General features: G+C 74.2%; 24 protein-coding genes. 6 read left to right on the forward strand and 18 right to left on the reverse strand.

What is annotated here, in order from left to right; all coding sequences use genetic code 11:
- The 6 genes from Dsi01nite_RS40695 to Dsi01nite_RS40720 form a co-directional block, all read right to left on the reverse strand.
- Positions 1 to 1,173 (reverse strand): DUF3500 domain-containing protein (locus Dsi01nite_RS40695; protein ID WP_239136538.1); only part of this gene is annotated, 1,173 nt, incomplete at its 3' end.
- Between the two features lie 53 nt (positions 1,174 to 1,226).
- Positions 1,227 to 2,636, reverse strand: a complete 1,410-nt coding sequence (locus Dsi01nite_RS40700) for a HAMP domain-containing sensor histidine kinase (RefSeq protein WP_203851748.1) — start codon at positions 2,634 to 2,636, stop codon at positions 1,227 to 1,229.
- Positions 2,633 to 3,334 carry a response regulator transcription factor gene (locus Dsi01nite_RS40705; RefSeq protein WP_203851749.1) on the reverse strand — a complete coding sequence of 234 codons (702 nt, stop codon included), beginning with the start codon at positions 3,332 to 3,334 and terminating at the stop codon, positions 2,633 to 2,635. Before Dsi01nite_RS40705 ends, Dsi01nite_RS40700 begins: the two co-directional genes overlap by 4 nt.
- 39 nt (positions 3,335 to 3,373) lie before the next feature.
- Positions 3,374 to 3,844, reverse strand: coding sequence for an FMN-binding protein (locus Dsi01nite_RS40710; RefSeq protein WP_203851750.1), 471 nt, complete (start codon positions 3,842 to 3,844; stop codon positions 3,374 to 3,376).
- Positions 3,845 to 3,862: 18 nt separating this feature from the next.
- Positions 3,863 to 5,236, reverse strand: a complete 1,374-nt coding sequence (locus tag Dsi01nite_RS40715) for a ferredoxin reductase family protein (protein ID WP_203851751.1) — start codon at positions 5,234 to 5,236, stop codon at positions 3,863 to 3,865.
- A 74-nt stretch (positions 5,237 to 5,310) separates the two neighbouring features.
- A complete protein-coding gene (locus tag Dsi01nite_RS40720) occupies positions 5,311 to 6,747 on the reverse strand; it encodes an alpha/beta hydrolase domain-containing protein (protein ID WP_203851752.1) in 1,437 nt (478 codons plus the stop codon).
- Positions 6,748 to 6,886: 139 nt separating this feature from the next.
- On the opposite strand from Dsi01nite_RS40720, the gene Dsi01nite_RS40725 reads away from it, so the two are divergent.
- Positions 6,887 to 8,404, forward strand: coding sequence for a hypothetical protein (locus tag Dsi01nite_RS40725; protein WP_203851753.1), 1,518 nt, complete (start codon positions 6,887 to 6,889; stop codon positions 8,402 to 8,404).
- On the opposite strand, the gene Dsi01nite_RS40730 is transcribed toward Dsi01nite_RS40725, so the two are convergent.
- The gene (locus Dsi01nite_RS40730; protein WP_203851754.1) at positions 8,396 to 9,112 is read right to left on the reverse strand and encodes an alpha/beta fold hydrolase; all 717 of its coding nucleotides are present in this window, start codon (positions 9,110 to 9,112) and stop codon (positions 8,396 to 8,398) included. The genes Dsi01nite_RS40725 and Dsi01nite_RS40730 overlap by 9 nt on opposite strands.
- A 43-nt stretch (positions 9,113 to 9,155) precedes the next feature.
- On the opposite strand from Dsi01nite_RS40730, the gene Dsi01nite_RS40735 reads away from it, so the two are divergent.
- Complete coding sequence (locus Dsi01nite_RS40735) at positions 9,156 to 9,776, forward strand: TetR/AcrR family transcriptional regulator (RefSeq protein WP_203851755.1); 621 nt, start codon at positions 9,156 to 9,158, stop codon at positions 9,774 to 9,776.
- On the opposite strand, the gene Dsi01nite_RS40740 is transcribed toward Dsi01nite_RS40735, so the two are convergent.
- Together Dsi01nite_RS40740 and Dsi01nite_RS40745 are read right to left on the reverse strand one after the other, a co-directional pair.
- Positions 9,768 to 10,718 carry a hypothetical protein gene (locus Dsi01nite_RS40740; protein WP_239136539.1) on the reverse strand — a complete coding sequence of 317 codons (951 nt, stop codon included), beginning with the start codon at positions 10,716 to 10,718 and terminating at the stop codon, positions 9,768 to 9,770. The two genes, Dsi01nite_RS40735 and Dsi01nite_RS40740, sit on opposite strands and share 9 nt — an antisense overlap.
- Positions 10,715 to 11,095, reverse strand: a complete 381-nt coding sequence (locus Dsi01nite_RS40745) for an STAS domain-containing protein (protein ID WP_203851756.1) — start codon at positions 11,093 to 11,095, stop codon at positions 10,715 to 10,717. Before Dsi01nite_RS40745 ends, Dsi01nite_RS40740 begins: the two co-directional genes overlap by 4 nt.
- 151 nt (positions 11,096 to 11,246) lie before the next feature.
- Here Dsi01nite_RS40745 and Dsi01nite_RS40750 point away from each other — a divergent pair, with 151 nt between their 5' ends.
- Entirely contained in the window at positions 11,247 to 12,482 is a 1,236-nt protein-coding gene (locus tag Dsi01nite_RS40750) for a PP2C family protein-serine/threonine phosphatase (protein WP_203851757.1), read from the forward strand.
- 237 nt (positions 12,483 to 12,719) lie between these two features.
- Here Dsi01nite_RS40750 and Dsi01nite_RS40755 read toward each other — a convergent pair whose 3' ends face one another.
- Entirely contained in the window at positions 12,720 to 13,715 is a 996-nt protein-coding gene (locus Dsi01nite_RS40755; RefSeq protein WP_203851758.1) for a TIGR04222 domain-containing membrane protein, read from the reverse strand.
- 73 nt (positions 13,716 to 13,788) lie between these two features.
- Between Dsi01nite_RS40755 and Dsi01nite_RS40760 the strand changes: the two genes are divergently transcribed.
- Positions 13,789 to 14,586 carry an alpha/beta hydrolase gene (locus tag Dsi01nite_RS40760; protein WP_203851759.1) on the forward strand — a complete coding sequence of 266 codons (798 nt, stop codon included), beginning with the start codon at positions 13,789 to 13,791 and terminating at the stop codon, positions 14,584 to 14,586.
- Positions 14,587 to 14,590: 4 nt separating this feature from the next.
- On the opposite strand, the gene Dsi01nite_RS40765 is transcribed toward Dsi01nite_RS40760, so the two are convergent.
- Together Dsi01nite_RS40765 and Dsi01nite_RS40770 are read right to left on the reverse strand one after the other, a co-directional pair.
- Complete coding sequence (locus tag Dsi01nite_RS40765; protein ID WP_203851760.1) at positions 14,591 to 16,717, reverse strand: MMPL family transporter; 2,127 nt, start codon at positions 16,715 to 16,717, stop codon at positions 14,591 to 14,593.
- A 104-nt stretch (positions 16,718 to 16,821) separates the two neighbouring features.
- Positions 16,822 to 17,673 (reverse strand): expansin EXLX1 family cellulose-binding protein, encoded by an 852-nt coding sequence (locus tag Dsi01nite_RS40770; RefSeq protein ID WP_203851761.1) that lies wholly within the window; start codon positions 17,671 to 17,673, stop codon positions 16,822 to 16,824.
- Between the two features lie 110 nt (positions 17,674 to 17,783).
- Here Dsi01nite_RS40770 and Dsi01nite_RS40775 point away from each other — a divergent pair, with 110 nt between their 5' ends.
- Complete coding sequence (locus Dsi01nite_RS40775; RefSeq protein WP_203851762.1) at positions 17,784 to 19,163, forward strand: alpha/beta hydrolase family protein; 1,380 nt, start codon at positions 17,784 to 17,786, stop codon at positions 19,161 to 19,163.
- 183 nt (positions 19,164 to 19,346) lie between these two features.
- On the opposite strand, the gene Dsi01nite_RS40780 is transcribed toward Dsi01nite_RS40775, so the two are convergent.
- Genes Dsi01nite_RS40780 through Dsi01nite_RS40790 form a run of 3 tightly spaced genes read right to left on the reverse strand, consistent with a single transcriptional unit; the run spans position 19,347 to position 21,924 of the window.
- On the reverse strand, positions 19,347 to 20,777 hold the full coding sequence (locus Dsi01nite_RS40780; RefSeq protein WP_203851763.1) for a WD40 repeat domain-containing protein: 1,431 nt from the start codon (positions 20,775 to 20,777) through the stop codon (positions 19,347 to 19,349).
- The gene (locus tag Dsi01nite_RS40785; RefSeq protein ID WP_308442126.1) at positions 20,774 to 21,295 is read right to left on the reverse strand and encodes a SigE family RNA polymerase sigma factor; all 522 of its coding nucleotides are present in this window, start codon (positions 21,293 to 21,295) and stop codon (positions 20,774 to 20,776) included. The genes Dsi01nite_RS40780 and Dsi01nite_RS40785 overlap by 4 nt, the downstream gene beginning before the upstream one ends.
- A gap of 50 nt (positions 21,296 to 21,345) precedes the next feature.
- Positions 21,346 to 21,924, reverse strand: coding sequence for an MBL fold metallo-hydrolase (locus tag Dsi01nite_RS40790; protein ID WP_203851764.1), 579 nt, complete (start codon positions 21,922 to 21,924; stop codon positions 21,346 to 21,348).
- A 129-nt stretch (positions 21,925 to 22,053) separates the two neighbouring features.
- Here Dsi01nite_RS40790 and fdxA point away from each other — a divergent pair, with 129 nt between their 5' ends.
- On the forward strand, positions 22,054 to 22,377 hold the full coding sequence (gene fdxA / locus Dsi01nite_RS40795; protein WP_203851765.1) for a ferredoxin: 324 nt from the start codon (positions 22,054 to 22,056) through the stop codon (positions 22,375 to 22,377).
- 2 nt (positions 22,378 to 22,379) lie between these two features.
- Here the strand turns inward: fdxA and soxR are convergent, their stop codons facing one another.
- From soxR to Dsi01nite_RS40810, 3 genes are read right to left on the reverse strand one after another with little or no spacing between them, the layout of a single operon-like run.
- Complete coding sequence (gene soxR / locus Dsi01nite_RS40800) at positions 22,380 to 22,832, reverse strand: redox-sensitive transcriptional activator SoxR (RefSeq protein WP_239136540.1); 453 nt, start codon at positions 22,830 to 22,832, stop codon at positions 22,380 to 22,382.
- Positions 22,833 to 22,874: 42 nt separating this feature from the next.
- Complete coding sequence (locus Dsi01nite_RS40805) at positions 22,875 to 23,681, reverse strand: hypothetical protein (RefSeq protein ID WP_203851766.1); 807 nt, start codon at positions 23,679 to 23,681, stop codon at positions 22,875 to 22,877.
- 37 nt (positions 23,682 to 23,718) lie between these two features.
- The gene (locus Dsi01nite_RS40810) at positions 23,719 to 24,789 is read right to left on the reverse strand and encodes a lysylphosphatidylglycerol synthase transmembrane domain-containing protein (protein WP_203851767.1); all 1,071 of its coding nucleotides are present in this window, start codon (positions 24,787 to 24,789) and stop codon (positions 23,719 to 23,721) included.
- Positions 24,790 to 24,871: the final 82 nt, after the last annotated feature.

Here is a 24,871-nt window from a genome sequence, read left to right on the forward strand (position 1 = left end):
TGCGGGGAGACCGGCGCCGTAGTCGTTGCCGGGTTCGCGATAGATCGAGTGGATGTGGGTGATCCCGCCGGCGTTGGCGCCCTGTCCCTGCTGGTGCGCGAACTCGATGGTGAAGGCCGGCCCCTGCACCCGGTAGTAGATGGGCTGGCCGATGGTGGTGGCTCCGTACCACGCGAAGGTGACCGAACCCAGGTCCTTCTCGACGGCGGCGAGCTTGGCGGCGGCCTGCCCCGGGTTCAGCGGGGTGATCCACTCGTCGACCAGGGCCAGCAGCAGCTGCTTTTGCGCGTCGGTGAACGTCGAGGCCTTGACACCCTCGGCGGCGAGGGTCTTGCCGTCCTGTCCGGCGCCGAGCACGATCTCCTTGACCGGTGCGGTGAGGATCGCCGCCTTCTGCTGGGTCGCGTCGAGCGCGCCGACGAGCGCGAACGCCTTCCGTGTCTCGCCGCACAGGGGTTCGGCGCTGGTGCCGCCGGCCGGGTACGAGGCCGGCTGGGCACCCCACAGCGTCGGCGCGAGGGTCATCGCCTTGCCCGCGACGGTGATGTTGACGGCCAGGTGGTGCCCGCCGTACTGGATGGTCCACCTCCCGGTGGCGGCGGGCGCGCCGACGAGCCGGATCCAGTAGTGATCGGCGCCGAAGTCGAGGTTCATGCCGCCGGACGCGGCGAGGACCCCGTCGGCGGTCGAGATCTGGGTGACCTGCCGGTAGCCCTCGTCGCTCAGGGCCGCCTTCAGCACGTCCTGGGCCGCGGTCCGCTGCGCCGCGGTCAGCTTGTCCATGCGCAGGCCGGCCCGCTTGAACAGCTGGTCGGGCAGGTTCGACCACAGCGACAGGTTCTCCTGGGTGCGCTCGGCCTGCACGGCGGTCTGCTGGGTCGCGTCGAGGGTGCCGAGGAACGCCTGGGTCGCGGTGAGGGTCGCGGCGGCCGCGCCCGGGTCTGTGGAGGCGGCCGGGTTTGTGGAAGCGGCCGGGTTTGTGGCTGCGGCCGGCGCCGCGGTGGCGCAGCCGGTTGCCGCCGCGGACGACGACCCGCCGGCCTGGGTGGCGGCGGTGCTCGGGGCGGCGGTGCCGGTCGTGCCGCCGTCGCCGGATGAGCAGCCGGCGACGGCGAGCAGCAGCCCGGCGGCGATGCCCGATGCGGCGCGGCGGGCACTGAGGTGACGCGGCAAGGCATTGCTCCCGATAAGTCCGTATTTATCCGGACACTGTAGCAAGGAGCGGGTCAGGCGGGCGGGAACCGGACGGTGACGACCGTCCCGTGGGGGTGGTTCGGGCCGGCGGTCACCGTGCCGCCGTGCTGAGCGGCGGTCTGCGCGACGATCGCCAGCCCGAGTCCGGAGCCCGGCATGCCACGGGCGGCGGCCGCCCGGTAGAAGCGGTCGAAGACGTGCGGGAGGTCGGCGGCGTCGATCCCCGGCCCACCGTCGGTCACCACCAGGCGGGCCCAGCCGTCGCCGTCGATGGACAGCTCGGTGTGCACGACACCGCCCGGCGGGCTCCACTTCGCCGCGTTGTCGAGGACGTTGACGAGCATCCGCTCCAGCTCGTTCGGCCGGCCGTGCACGGTCACCGGCCGCAGGTCGGTGCTGAACGTGACCGCCGGGACCCGGATGCGGACCCGGTCGATCGCGGCGTCGGCGACGTCGGTCAGCTCGACGTCCTCGGCCGGCTCCCGGGTGGTCTCCTCCCGGGCCAGCTCGACCAGCTCGGTGGTGAGCGCGGCCAGCTCACCGACCTGCGCGTCGAGGTCCCGCAGCAGCTTCGCCCGCTCCTCCGGCGGCAGCCGGTGCGCCAGCTCCGGCTGCCGCTCGACCGCGAGCAGCAGCTCGATGTTGGTCCGGATACTGGTCAGCGGGGTCCGCAGCTCGTGGCTGGCGTCCTCGACCAGGGTCCGCTGCGACTGGCGGGCGGCGTCGATCGCGGCGAGCATCGTGTTCACGGACTGGCCGAGGCGGGCGATCTCGTCGACGCCGTGGATCGGGACGGGCCGGTTCAGGTCCATGGTGACCGCGACGTCCTCGACGGCCTTCGTCAGCTGCTGCACCGGCACCAGGCCGGCCCGGGCGACGGTGCGGCCGAGCGCGGCGGCGCCGCCGATGCCGAGGATGCAGCCGGCGGCCATGAGCAGGCCGAAGACGGTCAGCGTCCGGTTCGCCGGGCCCTGGTCGGCGGCCACCTGCACGGCGCCGCCGCCACGGTCCGCCGGGACGGTCAGCATCAGGTAGCTGCGCCCGTCCACATCGACCCGTTCCTGCTGCCGCGGCGCCTGGCCGGCCGCGACCCGCCGGGCGCCGTCGGTGACCGGCAGCCCGTTCGTGGAGCCGGCCACGACGGTGGCGTCCCGGCCGAGGAACTGCCAGCGCGGGCCGATGTCGCGCCGGTGCCGCAGGTCCCGCCGGCCGGCCGGCCCCAGCGGCGGCCCGCCGTCGCGCCACTGCTCCGGCTGCGCGGCGATCTCCCGTGCGTCGGTGTCCAGCTGCGACTGCAGCTGCTCGCGCTGGATCTGGCTGACCGCCGCGAACGCGATCCCGGCGACGGTCAGCACGGCCGCCGCGACGGCCGCGGTGACCAGCAGCGACAGCCGGTCGTGCAGGGTGCGCCGGCGCCACCACTGCCGGAACGGCCCTTTCACAGCGGCTCCTCGCGCAGCACGAAACCGACCCCGCGCACCGTGTGCAGCAGCCGGGGACTGCCGTCGGCCTCCAGCTTGCGGCGCAGGTAGCCGAGGTACACGTGGATGCTGTTGGACGTCTCGCCGAAGTCGTAGCCCCAGACGAGCTCGAACAGGACGCTGCGGGTCAGGACCTGCCGCGGGTGGCGCAGGAACACCTCGAGGATGGTGAACTCGGTGCGGGTCAGCCGCAGCGGCTGCTCACCCCGCCACACCTCCCGGGTCGCCGGGTCGAGGCGCAGATCCGCGAAGGCCAGCGGGCCGGGCGGGCCGGGTGCGTCCGCCGGCGGCGTGGTGAGCAGGGAGCGGCGCAGCAGCGCCCGGATCCTGGCCAGCAGCTCCTGCAGCGCGAACGGTTTGACGAGGTAGTCGTCGGCGCCCGCGTCGAGCCCGGCGACCCGGTCGCCGACGCTGTCGCGGGCGGTCAGCATCAGCACCGGCACCAGCAGGCCCTCGCCCCGCAGCCGCCGGCACGCCTGCAGCCCGTCCATCCGCGGCATGCTCACGTCCAGGATCACGGCGTCGGGCTCGTCGGTGCGGGCGGCCTCCAGTGCCTCCTGCCCGTCGCGAGCGGTGTCGACCTGGTACCCCTCGAACCGCAGCGTCCGCGCGAGGGAGTCCCGCACGGCGGCGTCGTCGTCCACGACCAGGATCCGCATCTGCCAGCTATACCCCATGTCGGGCCCGATCGGGTGCGGTCACGTCAAGTGTGCGGCGTCGAGGGCGGCCTGTAGCGACTCCTTGTAGCCCTCGCTGGTGACGGTGGCGCCGGACACGGCGTCGATGTCGGCGCTCTGCGCGGCGAGGGTTTCCCGGGTGAGGATCGGCAGGGCCCGGGCGTTGATCTGGCGGTCCCTGCCGTTGGCCTGTGGGTAGACGGGCACGGTCACGGCGGTGATCTTCCCGCCGGAGACGGTGATGGTGACCTGGACGTCACCCCAGCGGGTCGACGCCACCGAACCGTCGTAGGCGGTCCCGCCGGCGGTGGTCCCGCTGCCGCCGCTCGTGCCGCCGCTTGTGCCGCCGCTCGTGGTGCCGCCGCCGGACGAGGTGGGGCCGGTGGCGGTCGCGGTCGTCGCGGTGTCGCCGCCCATCGTGCTGGTGCGGTAGCTGAACAGCAGCACCACCGCGGTCAGCGTCGACAGCAGCCACAAGGTGATCCGTCGCAACGGGAGGGTCCTTTCCGGTTACCAGGCGAACTGTTCGGTGTGCACGCGCCCGGCCGGGACGCCGGCACCGCGGGCGGCGGCCCGCACGGCGGCGGTCCACTCGTCCGGCCCGCAGACGTAGACCTGGGAGTCGGCGATCCGCGGCGCGATCCGGCGCAGCGCCGCGACGTCGCCGGGCCCGGACAGGTCCCGCGGCAGCCACGAGCCGCCCCCGGCGCGCGGGCCGTGCAGGTGGACGACCCGGACGCCGCGCTCCCGGGCCAGCCAGTCCAGCTCGTCGCGGAACGCCACGTCGGCCACGCTGCGCGACCGGTAGACCAGCGTCGCCTCGCGGAAGCCGTAAGGCAGCTCGCCGAGCAGGGCCAGCAGCGGCGTCACGCCGATGCCGCAGGCCAGCATCAGGACGGGGCCGCCGGTGTACGACTCGCCGGTGAGCCGCCCGTAGGGACCCTCGACGAACGCGCGGGTGCCGGGAGCGAGCGTGGCGACCCGGGCGCTGCCGTCGCCGAGATCCTTGACGGTGATGCGCAGGACGCCGGTGTGCGGGGTCGCCGACAGCGAGAACGGGTGCGAGCGGGTCCAGCCGGGACCGTCCAGGAACCGCCACTGCAGGAACTGCCCGGCCCGCACCGGCAGCTCGTCGAGGTGCCGGCCGGTCAGGTACACCGACGTCAGCCCCGGCCCCTCCGGCACGACGCGGCTCACGGTCAGCCGGTGCCGGGCGTTGCGCCACACCGGCAGGCCGAGCCGGTACACCAGCACCGCGCCGGCGGACATCGCGTAGAGCGTCCACCAGTACACCCTGGACAGCGGCGAAACCAGGAAGTCCGCGCCGGTCCACAGCTGGTGCGGCAGCGCGAGCCCGACGCCGAGGTAGGCGTAGAGGTGCAGCAGGTGCCACGACTCGTAACGCAGGCGGCGGCGCGCGGCGCGTACCGAGGTCACCGCGACCATGACCACGAGGACCGTGCCGGCGGTCGCGAGGAGCATCCCGGGGTAGTCCACGACCATGTCCCACAGCTCGGCGAAGGCGTTCGCGTCGGCCGCGGCAGCGTACCCGAGCACGATGAGCACGATGTGCGCCAGCATCAGGTGCAGCGAGCCGAACCCGGTCCACCGGTGCCAGCGGGCCAGCCGGTCCTGGCCGAACGCCCGCTCGACGAGCGGGATGCGGGCCATCAGCAGCACCTGGAGCAGCAGCAGGTCCGAGGCGAGCAGACCGGTGAGCCGGCCCGTCGCGGACAGCGCCCCGGCGCCGCCGCCGAGGGTGTCCTGGACGCCGCGGTTCGCGACCCACAGCGCGGTGACGACGAGCAGGCTCACCACCGCCGCGGCGCCGGCCGCGTCCGCCCACCAGCGGGGCGTGCCGCTGGTGGCCGCTCGTGTCGTCATGGTCCCAACGATCGGTCCGGCACGTGAGAGGACCGTCGGGCGCCGATAAAGGTTTCATAAGAAATGCGCCGGGCTCAGGTGGTCAGGTTCTGCCAGGCGTCGGCGGGCAGCAGGTAGCCGGCGCGGACGTTGGCCACGTCGGCGAGGATCACCTTGGCGAGGTAGCCGGCGCGGTGCGGGTACAGCCGGTCGAGGGTCGCCGCGTCGAACGGCTCGTGCGTGCCGAACAGCCGGCAGAACGTCTCGCCGGTGTTGTCGCCGGTGTTCAGCGCGGTCGGCACCGACACCTGCGACAACCGGATCCCGCCGGCGGCGAGGCCGAGCGCGTCGCGGGTCCTCGTCCCGTCGGCGTTGAACAGCAGCGGCGGCGCGACCGGCGGTGGCGTGCCCCGCCGGACCCACCGCACCAGGTGCTCGTAGGCGGCGGCGACCACGTGGTCGAGGGGGACCCGGCTGAAGGGTGGCGAGCCGCACGTGTACTGCGGGGCGGCGCCGAGGTCGCGCACGGAGATCGGCGCCCGGTACTGCTGGCCCCGCCACCCGGAGTGGGCCGCGCCGGCGACCTCCCACCGGCGGAACCGGTCGGTGTCGGCGGGGCGTTGCGGGGTCCGCACGTCGGTCTCGGACAGCACCTGGAAGACCGGCTCGGCCCCGGCGCGGGTCGGTGCGGAGCCGACGATGAACGCGTAGCCATCGAAGACCGGGGCGACCTTCGGCAGGATGCTCTGGTAGTACACGGTCATCCGGGCCGCCGACTGGGACGCGCCGACGGCCAGGGTGGTGCGGACCCGCAGGCCGCCCATCGCCGTGCCGGTGACCGCCGCGGCGGCCCGGGCGTAGATGTCGTAGGACAGTTCGTCGGCGGTGAACCGCCCGCCGCCGGTGACGTCGAGGTCGCCGTAGCGGGCCGGGCTCCAGCCGCGGAGCTGGTCGACACCGACCCGTTGCGCGGACACGCCGATCCACGCGTGCCCGGCCCGGGTGATCGCGTCGGCGTCCCAGAGCGCGTCGAGGTCGTAGCCGGCGGTCACGTTCTGCCACTCGACCAGCGCGGTGCCGCTGAACCGGAGCTGGTGCACCGGCCGGCGGACCACGACCCGGGTCCGGAACGGCACACCGGTGGCGACCTGGTTGCCGACGGTGTCCCAGCCGGCGGCCGCGCCCGAGACGATGAACTCCTGCTCGACGTAGCCGGCGGCGGCGAGGTCGTCGGTGGTGGAGAAGAACGGATACGTGTCCCGGACGTCGGGCGAGCGGGGGTCGCCCGGGACGCTGCCGGGCAGCGGGCCGCTCACCGTCGCGCCGGCGACCGGCGTCCTGGCCGGCTCGGCGGCACCGCTCACCGTCACGCCGGCGACCGGCGTCGTGGCCGGCTCGGCGGCGCCGGTCACCGTCGCGCGAGCGGCCGGTGTCCTGGCAGGCTCGGCGGCGCCGGCCGGCCCGGCCGCGGCGAGCAGGCCCAGGACCGTTGTGACGGCGACCGCGAGGCGCGCCGATGCATAGGTTGCCATGGATGCCACCCTGGCCCCGGCGCCGGCTGTGGGGCATCGGTGGAATCGCCGGTCCCGCCGAAGGTGTTGCGACCGGCCGCGCCGTTGCTCATCATGATCATATGAGCGCTTCCGTGAAGGGCGACGCCCGCCCGATGCGATGACCGGCGACGCCCGGCAGACCTACTTCGGCCATGCGACGGCCCTCGCCGCGACGCACGGACCGGGACCATGGCCGCACGGCGGTCACCCACAGCCGGACCGCCCGCGGCCCCTGCTCTCCGACACCGTCCTCGACGGGGTCCTCACCCACCACGCCCGCAACACCCCCGACCCGGCCACCGCGACGCAGCTCGCCCACCTGATCCAGGCGCTGCTGACCGGTCCACCCACGCCGGCCGCGCTGCAGCACCTGCACGACGCCGCCGCCACGCACCGGGCCCTCAGCGTCGCCGACCCTCTCACCACCGAGCTGGCCGGCCTCGACCTGCCCACTGCGGGGCTGCGGCGGCTCGGGCGGTGGCTCGCCGAGCACGGCACGCACCCCAGCCCGGTCGCCCTCGGCCTGGTCCTGCTCGGGCTCGCCGGCGACCACCGCGACCGCGACCTGCTGCTGCTCCTGGGCACCCTGGAGAGCCTGAGCCTCTATGCGATCGTCGCCCTGGCCCGGTCGCAGCCCGACCCGGAAGCGGCGATCTTCACCCTCGCCCAGCGGGTCGACGGGTGGGGCCGCATCCACGCCGTGGAACGGCTGCGCGGCACCCCCGACCCGCGGATCAAGGCGTGGCTGCTGCGCGACGGCTTCCGCAACCGCATCATGGACGAGTACCTCGCCCACCTCGCGGCCACCACCGGCGACCTGCTCCAGGCGCTGCGCACCGCACCGGTCGACGACGCGCTCCTCGACGGCGCCGCCGGCATCCTGTCCGCGCTCTGCATCGGCGGGCCGGCCGAGGAGATCACCGACTACGCCGACGCCGCCGAGACGATCGAGCAGTACCTCACCCTGGCCGGGCAACGACCGCCGAACCTCGAACGGATCGCCACCGTCCTGCGGCTGGCGCGGTTCCTCGCCTCGGACCGGGCCACGTATCCGGACCGCACCCGGCTGCGGCAGCGCTGCGACGGTCTCACCGGCCGGCCCGACTGGATCCTTGCCGCCGACCGCGCCCTGGACGACCCGGACCTGGCCCGGTTCCGGCTGGCGATCGCGCCGGCCCAGCACCTCGGGATCCCGACCCGCCCGCGCGTCCGGGCCCGCCTGCACGAGCATCCCGACGACCCGTACCTGTGGCAGGTGCTCACCGACGACATCGACGACGTCATCGCACTCGCGCGGCACCTGCTGCCACTGGACGCCCTCGGCACCGGACCCACCCGCGGCGGCCGGCGCGGCGCACTCCCGGCGCACCACGTCCTCGACCTCATCGTCGGCAGGCTCGACGCCCACCCCGGCAAGGGCTGGCCGCTGATCAGGGTCGCCCTCGCAAGCCCCACCACCCACAACCGCACCATGGCTGTCCGCGCCCTCGGTGCCTGGCCGGCCGGCACCGTCCCGGCCGAGGCGTTCGCCGCGGTCGAGCACGCGAGCCGGATCGAACCCGACGCCACCGTCCGCAACAAGCTGCGACACCTGCTGGGCACCTGGACCGGCGCGGATCCGGGTCCGTCACGATGATCCCTGCTCCTCGACGGTGTCGAGGAGCAGCGCGATGGCCCGGTTCGTGGCCTCGGGCGCGTGGACGTGCGGCCAGTGCCCCACTCCGGCGATCTCGGTCCCGCGGACCGTGGCCGGCAGCCGGTCCAGGCGCACCGGGATGTTGGCCCGCACGCACACCGCCGGGACGGTGAGGGCCCGCAGCCGCGTGGTGCTGTCGTAGGTGAACGTCCCGGCGACGACGGCCCGCACGACGTGCGCCGGCACCCGGTCCAGCCGGGCGAGCACCTCGGCCCGCCAGGCCGGCCCGTCGGCCGGGCGGAACGTCGCCGTGAAGAACCGCCGTATGGCCGGCCGGCCCAGCGGGGTCCGCAGCAGTGCCAGGGGTAGCCGGGCCAGGACGCGCAGGGGCGGTGGTAGCAGCAGCGGCACGTCGAGCAGCATGAGGCCCGCGACGAGGTCCGGGCGCTGCACCGCGAGCGACAGCGCGACCAGCCCGCCGTGACTGTGCCCGACGAGGACGCAGGGCCCCTCACCGGAGATGCGCCCGGCGAGCCGGCGGGCCTGCCCGTCGACGCCGAGATCCCCGGTCTCCGGCGGCTCGACGGCCACCACCCGCCGCTGGCGCGGTCCGGCTCCGGCGAACCGGGCGACCTGCGCGTCGAATTCCGTCCGGCTGCCGGCCAGTCCGGGCACGAGCACCAGCGGCTTCTTCGGGTATAGCTTCATGCAACTGAGTATAGTGAGGCTCTACCGAGTAGAGTGTGTCGTCATGACGTCACCGTTGCGGCAGGAGCAGGCGCAGTTGACCCGGCGGCGGGTCATGGACGCCGCGTATGCGCTGCTGCTCGAGAGCGGATACGCCGGCACGACCATCACCGCCGTCGCGGGGCGGGCCGGTGTCGCGGTGCCCACGGTGTACAAGGCGTTCGGCTCCAAGCCCGCGCTCGTGAAGCAGGTCTACGACCGGCTCCTCGTCGGCGACGACGAGGCCGTGTCCCTCGGCGACCGCGAGGCGGCCCGGCGCCTGCTCGCCGAGCGTGACCCGGGTCGCGCCGTCGCGCTGTACTCACAGCTCGTCACCGACGTGGCGATCCGGATCGGCCCGCTGCTCGCCGTGGTGTTCGGAGCCCGGTCCACCGACCCGCAGCTGGACGAGTTCGTCGCCACGATCGAGGGTGAGCGCCGCCAGGGCACCGAGCGGTTCGCCGCCCACCTGGCGCTGATCGGCGGCCTCGCCGTCCCCGCCGACCACGCCGCCGACCTGCTGTGGCTCTACACCGCACCCGACGTCCACCACCGGCTCGTCACCCAGCGCGGCTGGCCGCCCGAAGCGTTCGCGGCCTGGCTCACCGCGACGCTGCACCACCAGCTGCTCGGCGCCTCAGCCTGACCCGTCCAGCGGGTCCCAGTGCCCGGCGTAGCACAGCAGCGACCGCGCCAGGGCCGGATGCGCCGCGGCCCAGGCGGCGTCGAACAGGAACCACTGCACGTGCCCGAAACCGTCGCCGCGGTGCATCGCGAACTGGGCCAGGTGGTCCGTGACCCGCAGCAGCGACGCCCCGGGCCGGCGGTGCCCGACCGTCCCGCCCTCCTCGAGGACCCGTAGTGCGTGGCGGTGCGCCTCGCCGTGCTCGTCCGGCAGCTCCGGCGGATCCCAGTGGTCGAACCCCGGCCACCGGTTGCAGCGGGCCAGTGCCGCGTCGATGCCGGGTTCGTCCGGCCCGACCAGCGCCCGCAGCACGAGCAACGCGGCCGGCCAGCCGGCGTGCCGGCGCGGGTCGGCGAACCGCAGGTGCGCCGCGAGGTCCGGCAGCCGGACGCCGGGCAGCTCCACCGGCGGCGTGCCGGCGATCGGCCCGTCGTGGGAGAGGAACACCGCGTAGGTGACCGGCGGGCCGGCGACGACGGCGTCCGTCGGCAGCGGCCACGCCTCGTGGACGAGGTACGCGAGCCGGTCCGGCGCGGCGCCGAGGGCGGTGTCGTCGAGGAAGTAGTACGCCAGGTCGACCTCGTCGTCGTCGGTCCGGACCCGCAGGCTGTGCTCGTCGAGCCGGATGTGGTCCTCGTCGCCCTCGACGTACAGGTGTGCGTGCAGCAGGTCGCGCAGCTCCCCGGTGCTCCGCGGCCGGGGCAGCCCGTGCTCGCGGGCGGCCACGAAGATCGAGTCGAGGCCGTAGACGTCCCCGCCCAGCTCGGCCCTGACCCAGGCCCGCGGGTCGGGCCGCGGCCAGCCGCGCCGGAACCAGTCGAGCACCGAGGCGTCGGTCAGCCGCCGGACGCGTTTGCTGAGCGGGCCGTCGTACGGCGAGCGGTGCACGAACCACGTCGTCACGCGCTGAGAGCGTCCTCGACGGTGTCGTAGCGGGGCAGGATGCGGTCGAGGTTGGTGATGTGCAGGACGTTGTCGACCAGCGGGCGGGTGCCGGCCAGGCGCAGCCAGCCACCCGACGAGGTGAGCTCGGACCTGGTCCGGACGAACAGGTTCAGGCCGCTGGAGTCGCACATCGACACGCCGGACAGGTCCAGCACGACGCGCGTGGCCGGGCGGTCGGCCAGCCGTGACACGGCCTCCGACAGCGGGGTGAGGGTGTCGTAGAGGACCTTGCCCCGCACCGTGACGATCACGGCGCCGTCACGTTCCGTGACCTCGACGGTGGCCCGTTCGTCGGTGAGGTGGTGCGACTCGTCGCGGTCCAGAGAGAACTCCACGCCCCGAGCCTAACGGGCGTGACGCGGGGCTCGTTTCCGGCGCGGCGCGGATGGGAATCCGTTAGACCGGTCGCGGGTCACGCGCGCGGCCGGAGTGACAGGTGGGTCGCGGGACGCGACCGTGTTTGGTTTGCCGAGGGGTGAGCGGGACATGGCGGCGACGGTGGAAGCGCGCTGGCTGGAGGCGTTGAGTGCGATCCTGCACGGATCGCACCTGTTCCAGCCCGACGGGTTGGCCACGGCGGTGGACGAGGCACTGGCCCCGTTGGGGATCGGGGCCACCATCTATCTCGTCGACGAGGAGCAGCGCACGTTGCGGCCGGTGCCGCGGCCGGGGCATCCCGTGCCGGCGCCGCAGCCGCTGGAGTCGACCCCGGCGGGGCGGGCGTTCGCGCTGGTCACGTCCGCGCCGACGGACGGCGGCGGGTGGTGCGTGCCGATGGTCAACGGCACCGACCGGCTCGGCGTGGTCGAGTTCGCGGTCGCGGCGGACGAGTCGCAGCTGCGGGACGGGTCGCTGCGGGCCCGCTGCGAGACCGTCGCCGGCCTGATCGGTCACCTGGTCACCGTCACCTCGCACAAGGGTGACTTCCTCGCCCAGGTGCGCCGCTCCCGGCCGATGACGCCGGGCGCGGAGCTGCTGCGGCAGCTGATGCCGCCGCTGACGTCGGCCTGCGAGCGGATGGTGATCAGCGCGATCCTGGAGCCCTGCTACGACATCGGCGGCGACGGGTTCGACTACGCGATCGACGGCGCCCGGGCCAGGATCGTCATCCTCGACGCGGTCGGGCACGGGCTGGCGGCGAGCCTCGCGTGCGGGGTGGCGATGTCGGCGATGCGGGCGGTCCGCCGCGCCGGCGGGGACCTGCGGGACCAGGCCCGGGCCGCGGACACCGCGCTGACGGAACAGTTCCCCGACAGCCGGTTCGTGACCGCCGTCCTGGCGGAGCTCGACCTGGACGCGGGGCGGCTGCGGTACATCAACGCCGGGCACCCGCGGCCGCTGCTGCTGCGGACCGGCCGGGTCGTGCGGGACCTCGCCGCCGGCCGGCGCATGCCGCTCGGGGTCCCCGACGACGTGGAGGTCGCCGAGGAGGACCTGGAGGGCGGTGACCGGCTGCTGCTCTACACCGACGGCGTGACCGAGGCCCGTGACGCCGGCGGCGACGAGTTCGGGGTGGACCGGCTCATCGACCTCGTCGACCAGCACGCCGGGTCCGGGCTGCCCGCCCCGGAGACGCTGCGCCGGCTGGCCCGCGCCGTCACGGAGCATCAGGGCGGTGCCCCGGCCGACGACGCGACGCTGGTGCTGGCGGAGTGGTCCCCGGTGGCGGCCCGGCGCAGCGCGCCCTACGCCGACCGCTCCACCGTGGCCGCCACGCCATAGGCGGACCGCGATTCAGCTCTGCGTCGTGATCGGGTTCTTTGGCCTGCCGCCCGCTGTACGAGACAGCTATCCGGTCCGCGTTCGGCCTGCTCACGTTCAGCGTGAGCCGCTCTATCGACAGGTCCCATGACATCCGTTTCCGCGGCTTGTCGCGGGACCGCAGGCTCACCGTTCGTTGCGGCCGGGTCGGCCGAACGTGCGGGCACCGTCGGCAAACGGCCCGCAGTCGGCGGTCCGTCAGCCTCCACCGCCACCACCGTCTCCGCCGCCGCCTCCCCCGCCGTCCCAGCCGCCGCCATGACCGGAGCCGCTGTCCCCCCAGGTGCCGCCCCACCAGGTGTCGCGGGCGCCGCCGGTCTCGCTCCAGAAGATGGGGCCGGTCGGGCCGCCGCTGTACATCGACTCGTCGGCGTCGCTGCCGGAACGGGTTGGGTGGGTGGTGCCGTACTCGACCGGTTTGCCGTGCCAGCGGGTGCACAGGGCGTGCAGCTCCGGGTCGATGCGGCGCAGGTGGTCGAGGCCGAACATGGCCACGGCCAGCCCGGCGGCCTCCGGGCCGTGCGCGGTCCAGTCGGGTGCAGCGGCCGGTGACAGGAAGGCGGCCTCCTCGCGGGCCCGGGTCAGGAACGCGCGGGTGCGGGCCGGCAGCCGGTCGACGCGCAGGAACAGCGCGCCCGCGACGGCCGTGACCGCGGCGCACCCCAGCACGGTGCCGCCGTCGTGGGGTGCGAAGGCGCCGACGAGGAGGCCGAGGAACGCGAGGGCGAACACCGGGATCGTGGCCTCGCGGACCGAGCGGCGTTCCCGCGCGCCGAGGAGCAGCCCGCTGTCGACGAGGGCCCGGCCCGCGTCGCCGACCACCCGCCGGACCTGCGGGTCGGCGGACAGGCTCTGCGGTGAGTGGCCGCGGCCGACGGCGTCGTGCACGGCGAGGTCCAGGGGCGAGGCGAGCTCGTGCGGGATCGCGTCCGGGCGCAGCGAACCGTCGACGACCCGCACGGCGCCGGCGACCCGCAGGGCGGCGAGGGAGGCCGCGACGGCCTGGTCGGAGCCGCCGTTGAGCAGGGCCACCTGCAGCGGGTTCAGGTCGTGGAAGACCGGCCCCCGGGTGGAGTTGTGCCGGCGCCACCACAGCAGGCCGCCGATCGTGCAGCAGGCCAGGCCCGCGGAGATCCACACGTATGCGTCGCCGGCCACCGCGAGGGGGTTCGACGCCCCCGTCAGCGTTCCCATGACCGATGATGCGAACATCAACGGCCGGCGGCACACCGCCGGTCAAGGTCTTGAAGATATCTTGCGAGGGGCGATGCGGACGAGTGCGGGCTGGCCGTTGCGCACCCAGCGGCTCCAGGAGGCACCGGCGCGGGTCCTGACGTATGCGGAAGCCACCAAAAGCGTGTCCGCTGAAAGCACGCACGGGAAGCGCACGGCCCGGTCGGTCCTGCTGCTGCACGGCTACACCCATAGCCCCGCCCAGGTCGCCGGCCTCGCCGAGGTGTTCTTCCAGCACGGTTTCAACGTGTACGCACCGACGGCCCCTCAGCACGGCCCGGGCGGCGGGCACAAGGGGTTCACGGCGGCGCAGCTGGTGCGCCACGCCGGTGCCGCGCTCGACGTGGCGGCCGCCCTGGGCGACGAGGTCGGCGTCGTCGGGGTGTCCGCCGGCGCGGCCCTGGCGACCTGGCTCGGCGCCCACCGTGGCGACGTGGTGTCCCGGCTGCTGCTGATCACGCCGCTGTTCGCGCCGAGGCCGCGACCGGCGCTGCGCCCCCTGACCGTCCTCTACGGGCTGCGCCTGCCGCCGGACCGGGTCAACGACCGCGGCTACTCGTTCACCGCCGTCGCCCAGTACCTGCGGGTCGCGGCGAACCTCCCGGCGGCGCCGGTGACCGGTGCGCTGCGGCACGTGGCGGTCGTGACGTCGCCGGGTGACACGGTCGTCGACGCGGGCCCGGCCGTGGCGGTGCCAGAACGGCTCGCGGCGCAGGCCGGCGCGACCTTCACCCACCACGCGCTGCCGGCGGGTGCGGGCCACGCCCACAACGTGATCGGCGCGCACGCGGCCGCGCTGGATCCGCTCTACTTCGACCTGTACGACGGCTGACCGCTCACCCGGCGTGCCGCCCCGGCACCGCCGACGCCCCCGAGGCGACGTGCCGCCCGCCCTCCTCGGCGACGTGCCGGGCCTCCGGCACGGAAGCCGATGCGGCGGCCGGCCTGGCGGGCCACCAGAACCGCTCGCCGAGCAGCAGCGCGATCGCCGGCACGACCACGGTCCGCACGACGAGGGTGTCCAGGATCACGCCGATCCCGACGATGACGCCGATCTGCGTCAGCACGATGACCGGCAGCACCCCGAGCACCGTGAACACCGCGGCGAGCAGGATCCCCGCGGACGTGATGACCCCGCCGGTGGCGCCGAGCGCGCGGATCACCCCGGCCCGGGTGTCGCCGCGCGCCGCCGCCTCCTCGCGGGCCCGGGTGACGAGGAAGATGTTGTAGTCCACGCCGAGCGCCACCAGGAACAGGAAGCTCAGCAGCGGCACGCCCGCGTCGAGCGCCGGGATGCCGAGCACGTGCTGCAGCACCAGGCTGGCGGCGCCGACGCTGGCGGCGAAGCTGACGATGACGGTGAGCAGGAGCAGCAGCGGCGCGACCACGGAGCGCAGCAGCAGGACCAGCACCAGCAGCACGACGAACAGCACCAGCGGCACGACGACGGTGTTGTCCCGGGCGTACGCGTCGCGCTTGTCGAGGTCCGCGGCCGGCGCTCCACCGACAAGAGCACCGGTCAGCGCCGCACGGATGCGCCGCACCGTCTCGTCGGCGGCCGCGGTGCCGGACGCGTCCTTCAGGTCGACGCGGAGCTTGGCGAGGGTGCCGTCGTCGGAGCGTTCGGGGCGGGGCGCGACGGCGGCGACGCCCTCCAGGCCCTTGACCGCCGCAACGGCCGAGTCGGCGGCATCGGCGGCGACGATGACGGTCACCGGCTGCGACGACCCGGCCGGGAAGTGCCGGGCGAGGGCCTCCTGCGCGGTGACGGACTCGACCTCGGTGCGGAACTGTTCGGTCTGTGCCAGCCCGATCGACGTGCCGAGCAGGCCGGTGGCCAGGACCGCGAGGGCGACCGCGGCGCCGGCGAGGACCCGGGCGGGGTGCCGCCCGACGGCGTGCGCGACGCGGGACCACACGCCCTTCGCCGTCGGGTCGTCGCCGCCGAGCCGCGGCACGAACGGCCAGAAGATCCCGCGCGGCAGGCTGACCAGCGCGGCGGGCAGCACGACGAGGCCGAAGAGCAGCGCCACGCCGACGCCGATCGCGGCGGCCACGCCGAGGGTCCGGTTGGCCGTGAGCACCGCGGCGAGCAGGGTGAGCAGGGCGAGGATCACGGTCCCGGCGCTGGCGACGATGGCCGGGGCGGCGTTGCGGACCGCGGCCGCCATCGCCTCGCGCCGGTGCGGCGTGTGGCGGAGCTCTTCGCGGTACCGCGAGATCAGCAGCAACGCATAGTCGGTGCCGGCGCCGAAGACCAGCACGGACACGATGCCGCTGACGGAGGCGTCGGTGCGCTCACCGACCAGCTTGGCGACCCACGGCAGCAGCTTCGCCACGACCTGGTCGCCGGCACCGATGACGACGAGCGGGACGATCCAGAGCAGTGGGCTGCGATACGTGATGAGCAACAGCACCGCCACCACGCTCGCGGTCGCGACCAGCAACGTGACGTCGGCACCGTCGAAGGCGGCGGAGATGTCGCGGCCGAACGCGGGCCCGCCGGTGACCTGCGCGCTCAGCCCCTCGGGCAGCGCGCCCCCGGCGTGCACGACCTCGCGCAGCCGTTCCACCGCGGTCGACAGGGCATCGCCGTCGCCGGCGAGGGTCACGGCGAGCAGCGCGGCCCGGCCGTCCTCGGAAAGCGCGGCCGGCGGCACCGGCGCCGCGTCGGTGGTGAGCAGAGAGCGGGCCTGCTCGACGGCGGCCCGGTCGGCGCCGGTGAGGGGTGCGTCGCGGCGTTCGTACACCACCACGGCGACGTCGGTGCGGCCGCTGGCGAACCGGTCGGCCAGCTCCGTCACCCGGGTCGACTGCTTCCCGGCCGGCAGGCCGTCGCCGGGCTCCGCGTCGGGCTGGGCGGGCGAGGTCAGGAACACCAGCGCCGTCAGCCCCACCGTGACGAGGAGGATCAGGACCGCGCCGACCCGGCTGGTGACGGCGGCTGCCACTCGTGTGCCCACGCTCTCGGTACCTCTCGATGACAGATAGTTCGACGATCGAACTTCTGCCCACTTGATACCCGCCCCACGCGGACCGACGCAAAATTCGACGCAGCGGCCCTACTTCAGCAGGTGGGCGGGGCGACGGACGCGGCCGCGCCCACCGGGCTCGCCGTGGCCGACGGCGACGCCGGGTCGGACGGCGACGGTGAGAGCGACGCAGACGGCGACGGCGACGCGGGTGCCGGGCTGTACATCAGCGTGCCCGTCTGCTGGAACGCCGACGAGCCCAGCGCCACCCCGGCGAGGGTGACCTGGTGCCCCGCCGTGTCCGTGACGCGCAGCGTGATCGGCCCGGTGAGCCCGGACGGCCCGGTCCAGGTGTTGTCGGTGCCGCGCTTCAGCGGGGTCCAGTCCGCACCGGCCTGCAGCTCCACAGTGGACAGCCGGTTGCCGTGGTTGTCCAGGACGACCGACAGCGACGAATAGCCGCTGCCGCCCTTCGCCCGGACCTTCAGCGGGCCGGGCAGCACGGGGTCGCGCACGGTGCCGTACGTGATCTGGATGATCCCGGCACTCACCGCGCCGATGCGGCCGAACGCGGCCCGCGAAAGGTCGATCTTCCCGGCCGGGCAGGACGGGCACTGGTCGACGACCTGGACCATGGTCGTCTGCCCGTTGGGCCCGGTCACCGCCAGATACGACCCGCACGCCGCGCCGCCCGCCCACTCCGCCGGGCCGATGGCGGCGTAGCCGTCGCTGGACGGGGCGCCGAGGTTGCACATGCCGTTGCGGTTGGTGCTGTAGTACGAGGCACTGCCGCCGCGCACGTTCTCCACCACCGGCTCGCGCGCGGGCGCGACGGTAAAAGCGCAGGCGGCGTTGCCGCTGTCCTGCATGACGAGCACGATCGACACGACGACGGCGAGCGCGCCGCCCACGGCGGGGATCATCCAGCGCAGGTGACGGCGGTCCATGGGTCCGGGAGTCTAGAAGCCCTTTCGGGTTTCAGGGAAATCGAAAAACAAGCACGCCGGGTGCACACTTTTCGTTGACACCGGGGCATCGACGGGCGTTCCATGTGTGGATGCGCAGCGTCGCGTCGTTGGCACTCGTCGTGGGGATCCTCGCCGCCCCCTCGCCCGCTTCGGCGGACCCGCCGGTGTGCGGGCCGCCCGTCGTCAGCACCACCCAGCCCGGCTACACCGTCGCCGACCCCGACTGTGACGTCAACGGCACCCCGTTCGTGCCGGTCGGCGGGTCCAGCGTGTGGACCGGGATCACCGACGGCGCCGCGTACCGCATCGAGCGGCCCGCCGCGTGGAACGGCGAGCTGGTGCTCTACGCACACGGCTTCCGGGGCTCCGGAACCACGGTCTTCGTCGACAACCCGTCGCTGCGCGCGCACTACCTGTCGCGCGGTTTCGCCTGGGCGGCGTCGAGCTACCAGACCAACGGCTATGACGTCGGGCAGGGCGTGCGGGACTCGTACACCCTGATCCAACGCTTCGAGGAGCGCACCGGGCAGCCCGCCGGGGCCGTCTACATGACCGGCGCGTCCATGGGCGGGCACGTCGCCGCGGTCGCGATCGAGGAGCACCCGTCGGCGTTCGTCGGCGCGATGCCCGTCTGCGGCGTCCTCGGCGACGCCGAGCTGTTCGACTACTTCCTGGACGCCAACGTCACCGCCGCGGCCCTGACCGGCACCAGCATCACGTTTCCGAAGGCGCCCGTCGATCCGGCGTTCCAGGAGGTGTACCGCCAGCAGGTCGCGCGGGAGGTGCCGCTGCTGGGCACCGGGGCCGGGCTGACCGCGCTGGGCCGGCAGTGGGGTGACTACGTCGAGCAGCGCAGCGGCGGCACGCGCCCCGGCTTCGACGCCGCGTTCGCCTACTGGAGCGCCGTGCCCGCGATCCCGCCGCTGACGTCCGTGCCGTTCCTGTTCGGCGTCTACCCCGGCCTGTCCGGCGGCACCGCCGGCATCGCCGAGGGCAACGTCACGTCCAACCGCTTCACCCTGTATCAGTCCGACGACAACCCGTGGCTGACCCGCGACGAGCTGCGGCTCAACCGCGACGTCCTGCGCGTCGACCGCACCGACCGCCCGTCCCGGGACCTGTCCGGCGTGCCCCGCGTCGACGGCCGCCCCCGGATCCCGGTCCTGTCGATGCACACGATCGGCGACCTGTTCGTGCCCCTGTCGATGGAGCAGGAGTACGCCCGCCGCGCCGCGCTGCAGGGCCGCGGCAAGCTGTTCGTCTCGCGCGCGATCCGGGCCCTCGGGCACTGCGAGTTCACCGGACCGGAGCTCGCGCAGGGCTTCGACGACCTGGTCACGTGGGTCCGGACCGGTCACCGCCCGGCCGGCGACGCGATCCTGGACCGCCGCACCGTCGCCGCCGCGGACTTCGGCTGCCGGTTCACCCTGACCAGCCGGGCCTCGTTCGGCGCCCCCTGCCCGTCGTGAAACCCCGGCGACGGGCCGGCGCCGCACTGATACCGTCACCGGAGCAGCTCCCGGTGCGCCGGTGACGGTTCCTTCTTTCTGCAAAAGAGACGGCCTCCGGGCCGACTACCGTCCCCACCTCGATCTCGGGAGCCGCGCCTTTCATGATCCGGTAGACCTTGCGCACCCCTTGGTACGCAAGGTCTACCGGACCATGGGGCGGCGGCGGACCAGCGCCACCAGGAGCCAGCCCGCGACGCATACCACCCACCCCGCGACGAACAGGACCGTGGCGAACCACCGGGCAAGAGGAAACACCCCGGGCGCCGGCGACGGCCCGCCGAACGCGCCCGCCGCGACCAGGTCCGCCGCCACGTCCAGGTCCCAGACGATGTTCGACGGCTTCCTGAGCAGCACCTTCGTGCCGCCGCGCGGATCGAGGGCGAGCAGGTCGGCGTCGGCGACCGCACGGTAGGCGTCCGCCGCCTCATACGACGGGTCGTCGTCATACGGTGACGACACCTCGTCGACGTACCGGACCACGACCGCCGTGCCGTCCCGCTGCCACCCGGCCAGCTTGGCGGTCGCGCCACCGAACGTCGCGAAGGTGGCACCGGCCGCACCCGTGGCGCTGGACAGCATCGTCAGCCGCCAGGACCGGGCATTGCGCGCCCGGTCGCCGCAGTCGACCGTGCACCCGGTGACGACGGTGAACACGCCGATCCCGGTGCCGTCGGCCGTGTACGCCGCGGCGCCGCCGAGCAGCCCGCCGGCCGGCAGCGTGGCGAGGACCCGCCGGCCGCCGGTGGCCACGTCGACGAGCGTGATGTCCCGGCCGAGCTGCACGGCGACGGTCCGCCCGTCCGGGGCGAACGCCGCCGCCCCCGGGATCGTGTGCCCGTAGTCGAGGAGCCGGGTGGTGGCCCCGCTGCCGAGGTCGAGCAGCCACAGCGCACCGTGGTCGCTCTCCTCGGTGTCGTGCCCGTCCCACGGCCTGCCGTCGGTCGCCCACTGGTTCGGGTCGTACCGCCGGATCAGCAGCCGCCGCCCGTCGGGGCTCCACGCGACCGGGTCGACGGCACCGGCGCCCGGGTAGCGGCGTTCCCTGCCGGTGCTCAGGTCGACGACGGACATGGTGCTGTCGGCGGAGGTGATCAGGTGCTCGTAGGTGCCGTGCCCGGCGACGAACCGCCCGTCCGGCGACAGCAGCACGTCCTGCCCCGCCTGCAGGTAGGTGTAGCCGTAGCGCAGCATGCGGTAGGAGCCGTCCCGCCCGACCACACCGATGAGGCTGCCGAACGTGCCCGGCGCGTCCAGGGTCTGGTAGGTGCCGCCGCCGCTGACCAGCACCGCGGCCGGCCCGCGCGGGTCGCCGGCGACGCTCGCCTGCCACGGCCACGGCAGGTGCAGCCGCGCCGGCACCGCCGGGTCCGGCCCGGCGGGGATCGCCTCCCGGTCGAGCGGGCCGGCGCCGAGCAACGCGGTCAGCGCGACGAGCACCACGACCGCCGCCGCGGCCACGGCCCGCCGGGTCCGGTGCCGCCGCCGGCCGCGCCGCCACAGGTCGTCGGGGACGCGGGCGGCCGGCATCTCCTCCGCCGCCGCCGTGAGCCTCCGGGCCAGTCCGTGCGTCATCCGCGCGCCCCCAGTTCAGCGGTCTCGCTCAGCAGTCCCGGCGCCACGGCCCGCAACCGGGTGAGCGCGTCCCGGGTCTGGCTCTTCACCGTGCCGACCCGGCAGCCGAGCACGTCGGCGGTCTGTGCCTCGGTGAGGTCCTCGAAGTACCGCAGCACGATGACCGCCCGCTGCTTCGGGGCGAGGGTGGCCAGGGCCGCCCGCACCGCGACGCTGTCGGTGACGGCCCCGGCCTCGTCGGGTCCGGCGCGTTCCGGTGGCTGATCCAGCGGTACGGTCCGGCCCCGGTGCCGTCGCCACACGCTCACGTGCTGGTGGTAGAGGGCCCGCCGGACGTACGCGTCGGGGTCCCCGCCCGCGGCGATGCGCGCCCACCGCCCGACCACCCGCAGCAGCGTCTCCTGGACCAGGTCCTCGGCCAGGTGCCGGTCCCCGGTCAGCAGGAACGCGATCCGCGACAGCGCGGCGACCCGCTCCCGCACGTACGCCAGGAACGACTCCTCTGCGTCCACGTCCACCTCCACACCCTCTGACACGTCGCCGCCCCCGGGTTTGGAGGGGTGCGGGGTCAGCGGGGCGTCTGCGGGGTCGGCGTGAACGCGGGGCCGTGGCCCGGCACCACGACGTCGGCGACCGCGAGGACCCTGGCCCGGCCCACGTGCAGCGCCGCCAGGTCGGTGGCGTAGTCGTCGCCGACCGAGGTGGCGGTGTTCCACAGGTGGGTGAACGCGACCACGCCGTCCGCGGTGCCGACGAGGGTGGTGATGTCCTCGGGGGTGTGCCCCGGGGTCCGGATCAGCCGGATCGAATCGGTCAGCTCGTAGCCCTCGGCGTCCCGGTCGTCCCACTGGTCGCCCTGGTACACCGCCCAGTGGTCGTGGAAGCGCGCGTTGGGGAACAACGCGGCGTTGAGGGTGTGGTCCGGATGGTGGTGGCTGAAGACGACGTCGGTGATCGACGCCGGGTCGACGCCGAGCGCCGCCAGGGGGTCCAGGATCAGCGAGCGGTCCCGGACCATGCCGGGGTCGGTGACGAGCAGGACGTCGCCGTCCCGGACGAACCCGACGGTCGAGGCGACGCCGTCGCCCGCGTAACCGGTGTGCAGCAGCTCGAAGGTGGCGGTGGCGGCCCTGGGGTGATCACTCATGCCATCAGCATCGCCGGTCGCGGGCCGCCGGGCGAGACGCAAAGCGGTGTCTCATCGCAAGATTCACGCCACCCCGCGGCGGCCCGAGGGCTTGCGCTCAAGTGCGCTTGAGCTCCTAGTCTCCGCGGCATGACATTCGTGATCGCGTTGCCGTGCGTGGACCTGATGGACAAGGCCTGCGTCGACGAGTGCCCGGTGGACTGCATCTACGAGGGCGACCGGATGCTCTACATCCAGCCCGACGAGTGCACCGACTGCGGCGCCTGCGAGCCGGTCTGCCCGGTCGAGGCCATCTACTACGAGGACGACCTGCCCACCGAGTTCAGCGGGTTCACCGCCGTCAACGCCGAGTTCTTCACCACGGTCGGCTCCCCCGGCAGCGCCTCGAGGATCGGCCCCATCCCTGGCGATCACCCGTACGTGGCGGCCCTGCCGCACAAAGCCACGGCGTGACCTCAGTCCGGCTCGTCGAGCCGGACCGGCCCCTGGCCGCGGGTGCCGAGCTCGTCGGCCGGGTTGAGCAGGTCACACGACCGCATCGACAGGCAGCCGCAGCCGATGCAGGCGATGAGCTGCCGTTCGAGGTTCATGATGTACCGGCGGCGGTCCTCGAGCTCGCTCTTCCACACCCGGGACACCCGCACCCAGTCCCGGTGGCTCGGCGCCCGGTCGGCGGGCAGGGTCCCGAAGACCACCGCGACCTCGGCGAGCGGGATGCCGAGCCGCCGGGCCGCGAGGATCAGCGAGATGCGTCGCAGCATGTGCCGCCGGTACATCCGCTGGTTGCCACCGTTGCGCTCGGCCGTGATGAGTCCTTCCGCCTCGTAGAACCGCAGGGCGGACGGCGCCACCCCGGTACGGGCGGCGACCTCACCGACGGTGAGCAGGTCTTTCGGCTCCGGCGACACCCGTCGACGGTAAAACTTCAACCTGGGTTGAGATCAAGTGCTTCAGGACTGACCGTCGGGTCCGTCGGCCACCCCGAGCTGCCGGCGGAACTCGGTGAACTCCGGGAACGGGAAGCGGCCGTGGCTGTCGTTGCGGATGGAGTACCCCGCGTAGTCGCCGCCGAGCAGCCAGCCGCGCCCACCGTCCCACCGCCACGCGTAGTCGTCCTCCGGCACGGCCTGCATGAGCTGGGCGGCCATCCGGGCCGCCTCGGCGCCGTGGAACAGGCCGAGCCGCTCGAACGTCCCGGCGAGGACCGCGCGGCGCTCGTCGAGCAGCGCCGTCTCGTCCGAGCCGTGCCCGACCCAGCGGGCCAGCAGTAGCATGCCCACCTCGGGCGGGAGCGGGTGCCGGTCCGGCGCGGCCCGCAGCTGCGCCACGACCGCTTCGAGCTCGCTCCACCGCAGGCAGAACGGATGCCAGCGGGCCTGGTCCCAGTGGCCCAGCTCCACCGACACGTCCGGGACGGCGTAGTCCTCGTCGTCGTCCCAGTCCTCGTCCTCGTCGTCCGGCTCGTCGCGCTCCTCGTCGTCGCGCTGCAGGTACAGCACGTGCAGGGCCAGCTCGAAGTTCAGTTCGAGCTTGAGCCACCAGCCACGGCGGGCGGGCAGGATCACCCGGGCCGAGGAGAGGTCGTCCTCGTCCTCCTCGTCCCAGTCCTCATCGGCGACGTCGACCTCGTTGAGCTGCCGCGCCAGCCGCTCGCCGGCCGCCTCGAAGTCGAACCCGTCGTCCCCGTCGAACGCGTAGCACCGCCAGAACTGCGGGTCCCGGGTCGCGGCGACCAACGTCCGCCAAGCCAGCTCCATGCGGTGACGCTCCCTTCGACGACGGCCGCACCGGACTCTATCGATCCGACGCACGCCCGGTCCCCGGCCGCCCGGCGGCGCCGAGCGCGATCACGACCGGCAGCCCGGCCAGCGCGATCAACCAGCAGGACAGCAGCCGGTACGTCAGGACGGCGGCCGCGGCGGCCGCGGGGTCGGCACCCGAGGTGATCAGTGCGGCCAGGAGGCCGGCCTCGACGAGCCCGGCACCGCCGGCGACGAGCGGGATCTGCCGGATGAGCTGACCGGTGAGGTACGCGCCGACGAGGGCGGACGTCGCGGTGTCGAGCCGGAACGCGTGCGCGGCCGCGACGAAGCAGACCAGGTCGAACAGCCGGCGCGCGACCGCGGCGCCACCGGCCGTGAGCCAGTAGCTGCCCGGCAGCGCCCAGCAGGCCCGGGACGTGTCCGCGCCGAGCCGGAGCATGGCACGGGCGCCGCGGTGCAGCGGCCCAGGGGGCTGCGGCCCGGCGGGTTGCACCGGGCCGCCCGGTGGGCACGGCGCGGCGCGCCACCACCCCGGCCGGCGCCCCAGCCACCCGCGCCGGGCCAGGACGGCGACCGGGCACAGCAGGGCCGCGACGGCGGCGACGCGCACCAGCTCGCCGGTGCTCAGGCCGGTGAGACACCAGGCGAGGTACACCAGCACGATGGCCGCGCTGGCCTGCACGCTGGCCAGCGCCGTGGTGGCCAGGGCGTGCGCACTGGTGAGGCCGTGCGCGCGGAACTGCCGGACGGCGAACGCGGTCGACACGGGGCCACCGGCCGGCATCGCGGTGGACAGCGCGGTGCGGGCGAGTGACACGCCGACGGCCTTGAGCCTGGACATCGCGCCGCCGTAGGCGGCCAGGAGGCGGCGCTGCTGCACGGCGTACATGAGGACGGACCCGGCCTGGACGGCCACCGCCACGGCGAGCCACCACCACTGGGCGTCGACCAGCGACCGCAGGACGGTGCCGGCGTCGGGCAGGGACCGGCGCAGCAGGACGAACGCCACCGTCACCGCGGCCAGGGTGAGCGCGAAACCCACCCACCGCGGCCGGACCCGCGTCCGCCTCGCGGCGGTCACCCACATCGGGGCAGTGCTCATGCGCGTACAGTGCGCCAGCGAGATGGAGACCGCCTGAACGTGACGAGTCACGTCGATATCCAGGCCGCTGCCGCGGGACTGC

It is taken from the genome of Dactylosporangium siamense (assembly GCF_016862795.1).
In the GTDB taxonomy this organism is placed as follows: domain Bacteria; phylum Actinomycetota; class Actinomycetes; order Mycobacteriales; family Micromonosporaceae; genus Dactylosporangium; species Dactylosporangium siamense.